This is a genomic window from Nostoc sp. 'Peltigera membranacea cyanobiont' 232 (assembly GCF_002245985.1).
In the GTDB taxonomy this organism is placed as follows: Bacteria; Cyanobacteriota; Cyanobacteriia; order Cyanobacteriales; family Nostocaceae; genus Nostoc.
The window spans coordinates 1-5,409 of record NZ_NOLK01000274.1 but is presented as its reverse complement, the minus strand read 5'-3'; the positions used below and the strand labels follow the sequence as shown (position 1 = coordinate 5,409).

4 protein-coding genes and 1 pseudogene are annotated in these 5,409 nt (G+C 41.2%); all 5 read right to left on the bottom strand.

Annotated features, from left to right (window positions below):
• Positions 1-43 precede the first annotated feature (43 nt).
• A pseudogene (locus CDG79_RS38760) lies at positions 44-883 on the bottom strand (STM4014 family protein); the annotation flags it as partial.
• 417 nt (positions 884-1,300) lie between these two features.
• Positions 1,301-1,681, bottom strand: a complete 381-nt coding sequence (locus CDG79_RS38755) for a hypothetical protein (protein WP_094346811.1) — start codon at positions 1,679-1,681, stop codon at positions 1,301-1,303.
• 96 nt (positions 1,682-1,777) lie between these two features.
• Complete coding sequence (locus tag CDG79_RS38750; RefSeq protein WP_094346810.1) at positions 1,778-3,037, bottom strand: STM4015 family protein; 1,260 nt, start codon at positions 3,035-3,037, stop codon at positions 1,778-1,780.
• Positions 3,038-3,482: 445 nt separating this feature from the next.
• Positions 3,483-5,072 carry a beta-propeller domain-containing protein gene (locus CDG79_RS38745; protein WP_094346809.1) on the bottom strand — a complete coding sequence of 530 codons (1,590 nt, stop codon included), beginning with the start codon at positions 5,070-5,072 and terminating at the stop codon, positions 3,483-3,485.
• 11 nt (positions 5,073-5,083) lie between these two features.
• On the bottom strand, positions 5,084-5,409 hold a 326-nt coding region (locus tag CDG79_RS38740; RefSeq protein WP_223278609.1), incomplete at its 5' end, for a DUF2997 domain-containing protein.

The following is a 5,409-nucleotide window of genomic DNA, read 5'->3' as shown; positions in this document are numbered from 1 at the left end:
TATGCAATACAGTTTTCCTCTTACCCCTCTCCTATCATAGCTTTCAGCTTTGAGGATGTACCTCATAGCCGCCGGAAGTGCTGTATTTCCCCGTTTTCTTCTTAATTTCACCCTTGTCCCCCTTGTCCCTTTCCAAAATCGCCTTAACTTCACTCGTATAAGTATCCATTCCATTCCACAAAATACCCGGTAACAAATCCCCAAAAGCATTAATCTCTAAAATTGCATGAGTTTTCCAATCGGGTAAAATCAGTAAATCAACTCCGCAATATAAACTATTAGGAAATAACGCTGCTGCTTGTTCACAAGTTCGTTTCATGATCTCCCAATTTTCTACACCAACTTTTGCTAAAAATTCCTCAGTATTTCCCCGTTCATTCCCCAAATGCAAATTTGTCATGGGACTTTTACCAAGGCGAACAACGATATGCTGTGCTTCGCCATTAATAACCACCACACGCACATCAAAACCACATTCTTGTAAATGTGCTTTGGGTAGCCATTCTTCAACTTGTACGCCTTCTGCTGTCAAGATGTTGATGATATTGGCGATTTCTTCATGATGAGTATAGTGCCTAATTTTCCGGGAGTTGTAAAGCAGGGTTTGTCCATTTTCTCGCACTCGTTCGACAGTAGTTATGGCTGATTCAAAACGCGAATTTGCGCGGTAAGCAACGACTCCAGAAGCGGCGGAACCGTGGGAAAGTTTGACAAATACTCGTTCTATTCCCTGAATTTGCATTTGTTCGCGCAAATGTTCGTAGTTGTGGATTTTTCCTAATGAACGGGGAACGGGGATATTATGACGGCTGAATCTTTCGTGACAAGCTGGTTTGTCAAACATCACAGCGATATCTTGGGGATGGTTCATGAACTCGCCATTTGTGAGAAGGTGAGTAAGTTGTGTTTCCCATTTTTACAACAGATACCGCCAGCCTAAATACCACTGTCGTGGATAGAGGATGAGTCCTTTGTCAAATTCTAATTTTGTCGCGGCTTCTGCACTTATATGTTGATGATTGGAAGTAGAAAAATTCTCCCTACTCCCTTCTGCAATGATGGCTTTATCAACATCAAAGTTTTTTTCTGGAGAGTCGAAGCGGATAATGGTGTTGGGCGTATTGAATTGTTCGAGAGTTTGTTTTCCTGCTATTAAGTCGGCGTAATCTACTACCGTGGCTGGTGGTAAGTTGAAATGGGCGATCGCTTGTTGGAGGAAACCGACACGGCGGTTTTAGGGGTTGGCGATGAGGATGAAATTAAGCATTATCTAATATATTATTTATTCGTGTAATGCCCACTAACGTGAACCTGCTTCTCCTTCACAATAGTTTTCTTCCTGCGAATCTGCAATTAATCTACAATCAAGTTGAGACAGATGAGGATTATGTCTTAATAAAGCTTCTTTACCCTTTTCTCCACCTTTATTTCGTAGTAGACGATCAGTAAACATCTGTACTTTATCTGAAGAGTCTTTCAATGCTTCAATTACTAATTTAAAGCCTTCTTCTTGATATCGTAAAGCATCAATCAATGCAAATGCTCTTTCTCTACCTTCAGGGCTTTTCAACCGATTTTTAACTCCCTCAAGTCCTCCTAAAACAACACCGCTAACTGGTGGTGGTACTTCTCCACCAAGTACTGCGTCAAATTCTCCGGGTTGATTAGAATTATTATTCATAGTTAAAATTGAACTAATTAAGAGAAAGTTTTTTAACCCGCGCAGGCGGGTTTTGTCTGTGTAGCCGCGACTTCCAGTCGCCCACTGCTGTAAATTTCACTCAGCAACAGAACAATAGCGACTATGAATATAGCTATCTTCATCTTCTTCTTTCTGATTATTTGCCAAAACACGCACATCCAAATCAGAGAATTTCTCAATCATTTCCTGAGATAAGAAGTTTTCGGAAATATTGAGAATATCAAGATTATTTACAGCTTGACTATTCAGCAACTCTTCCGCACCAGCATCAGTCAGCGTTCCCATTGAAAGGTCAAGTACGCTGATAGAATTAATAATTGGAGAACCTATAATAACGCTGACTATTTCATCGGTAAATTGACTATTGCGTAATCCTAAATAAACCAAATTGGGAAACTTTTCTGCAAAAATAATTGGATTTAAATCTTCAACCCAACAATCTCCGCCGTAATCTTCACTACCAAACCATAATTCTAAATGTGCCAAGGCTGGTAGATTCATATTACAAATTTGTGCAACAGTATCCCGACTTAATCCCCCAGTTTCAACAATCAACGCTTTGAGGTGATTGTGTCGTATTGGCGGACTAAATTGTAAACCATCCCCTCCACGAACTTGCAAAATTTCGAGTTTGGGATAAGCTTTTAAAATGGGACTTATATCGCTTTGTTGAATCCAAGAAATTTCGCATTCATCACTAATAATATCGCCAAGGAAAACAGCTTTAAGATTAGTTAAATATTTTTTTGCATCAACTAAAGCTTCAATAATACCGCTTGAATTCCTTTCATATGCTTCTTCTTCCCACAAACCAAACACCAAGGCTTCCAATTTATCGGCGTTGGGTTCTTGCAAAAGTCTACTAAATTTACTTAGCAAATTATTCTCATTTTGATAAGGCCAGTATCTCAAGGCGTAAGCTTTGTTAAGAGGTTCGGTAATACTTGTATTTGCATCGAACTCTACAACTTGCCGATTAGCAAATTGAGTAACGTTATACCCTTGATACTCGTTAAATCTCTCTTCCAAGTTCCAAGGTTTATATGCTTGCAAAGCTTGTTTGACTTGCGGTTCTGTTTTTTGCTTCAATACTCGATAAGCAAAACGCTGCACCAACCTCGATTTATCTTGCAACGCTTGAATTAATACATCCAACCCTGCATCACCATATTTCAAGGCTTCGCTAAGTGCAGCAACCCGCACTTGAGTCACAGGATTTGATAAACAACGTTTAACCCCCTCAATTCCTCCTAAAACAACTCCATCCACAGGAGGCGGAGATTGTCCTCCCAACACTGCATCATAATCTCTGGGTTGATTTTGGTTGTCTGTCATGGTGCTTTACCTTCTGATTCTTTATTAGAATTCCCAAAAAAACTCTCAAGCAAAAATACGAGCAACGTAGACGATCAAGGAATGGGAATGTTTTCTATGGAAAGCCTTTGAGGATTTTTGGCGTTACTTTTGATTGTTCCAGGAATTAGCGCTGCGATCGCAACCACTGCCAATATGACCAATCACCTCACCAACGGAACGGCTATCAAATTCAGGTGGACGAGAGATTTAAGATGTAGAAGTATAACCTGTCCATCCCTGCTTCAGAAAAGGTTTAAGTAGGTCGGCGCAATTAAAGCTAACTGGTGGGGGCTGTCATTTGTCCTTTGTCCTTTGTCATTGGTAAGGGTTTTAAGCCTATTTACCTTTCGTAACATAATTTGGTTTATTTCCACCGACTTGTTTAGCAGAATTATTGACTATGCCCGCTATAGTTATGTTGTCTTTAAGCGAGTCCCCACACTTTAATAGTTTTGTCCCAACTGCAACTAACCAGAGTCTGCCCATCTGGGCTAATAGCAAGAGAATTAATATGGTTTTTATGCCCTGTTAGCGTGTTCATCTGCTGTCCAGTTTGCAAATCCCATACTTTGATTATATTTTCCCCACCGCCGCCAAAGAAGGTTTGTCCGTCTGGGCTAATGGCTACACAATTAACCTGGGTTTTATCCCCAATAAGAGTGTAAATTTCTTTTCCCGTTTCCAAATCCCACACTTTAATCGAACCGTCCCAACTACCGCTGACAAGAGTTTTTTTATCACCAGTCAGGGCAACAGAGGTAACCGCTTTTGAATATCCTTTGAAACGATGGATTTGCTTTGCTGTCGGTAAATCCCATACGGTGATAGTTTTATCCCGACTAGCACAAACCAAAGTTTGTCCGTCCAAGCTAATTGCAAGACAATAAATCTGGATCGAATGGGCACGCAAATTGTAAAGTTCTTTACCCATCTGCCAATCCCATGCTTTCAGCAAACCCCAGTCACCGCTAAAAAGAATTTGCCCATCCCGGCTAACAGCTAGGGCGTGAACACCCATCGCACTGATATTGGGTTGGCCTAAAGTACTGATTTCCCTCCTAGTTTGCCAATCCCAAACCTTAATAACAGTGTTTCCCATTCCGCTGAAGAGAGTTTGACCATCTGGGCTGATAGCTAGAGAATCAACGCCTATTTGTGTATCTAGTGTGCAGATTTGCCACCCTGTTGCTAACTCCCATACTTTAATTGTTTCGTCCCAACTGCCAGTGAAAATAGTTTGACCATCGGGGCTGAAGATGACACAGCTAACACAGTGTGAATGCCCTTCCAAAGTACGCAGATATGTTAGCTTTTGCCAAGGGTTATACTCGCGTAACGCCTGTTTTATACGAGGTTCTTTTCTTTGCCCTAACAGCGAGTAAGCAGCCCACCTAACTTGTATGACTTCATTTTGCAAAGCTTGGATGACTAAATCTAAGCCTGCATCCCCGTGCTGGAGGGCTTCTTTTAACGCTGCAATCCGATTTTGTGGGGCAGTACTGGCTAACCGTTGTTTGACTCCTGGCAGTCCTCCTAAAACTGCTGCATCGCTTGGGGTAGGAATTTGACTACCTAAAACAACATCAAAAGGTCTTGGCTGGTTGGGATAGTTTGTCAGTAATGTCTGCAATTGCTCAAATGTCGAAGAACGTATTTCGTCTGTCAGTTCAAGACGCTGCTGCTGCAATTCCTCATGCAGTCGCAAGCCTTCCTGATGCAGTGCTGCTTTTTCCAAAACAAGCTGGTGTAACTTTTGCTCTACTTCTAAGTAATTTTGATGAGTTGCTTGTAGTTCATTCTGTAGCAATTCAATTTGCGTAGACGCTAACCTGTTTGTCACTAGACATCGTGCCAATTCTAACTTGTTAGTTTCCAAGTCTGCTTGGCGAGCGATCGCAGCGCTAATTGCTGGAATAATCAAAAGTAACGCTAAAAATCCGATTGCTATCACCAAAAGGCTCTCCATAGAAAACATCCCCATTCCTTGGATGTCTAACAGGTTATCTGCGATCATCTACGTCCCTCCTATTTTTGCTTGAGAGACTGTTGTTCTGTTCCAGTCACATTGTCGTCTCCCTCATAATATTCAGGAAGCAGTTCTTGAGTTTCTACCTCTCCCAAAGCGTTTTCGATTCCAGATGTTGTGCTTGTACAAGCTGCACCAGAAGCGTCAATTACTGTTTCAGTAATTTTACCATCTTTCCCAATCCGATACTCAACTTTCTGATACTCGTTAAATCTCTCTTCCAAGTTCCAAGGTTTATATGCTTGCAAAGCTTGTTTGACTTGCGGTTCTGTTTTTTGCTTCAATACTCGATAAGCAAAACGCTGCACCAACCTCGATTTATCTT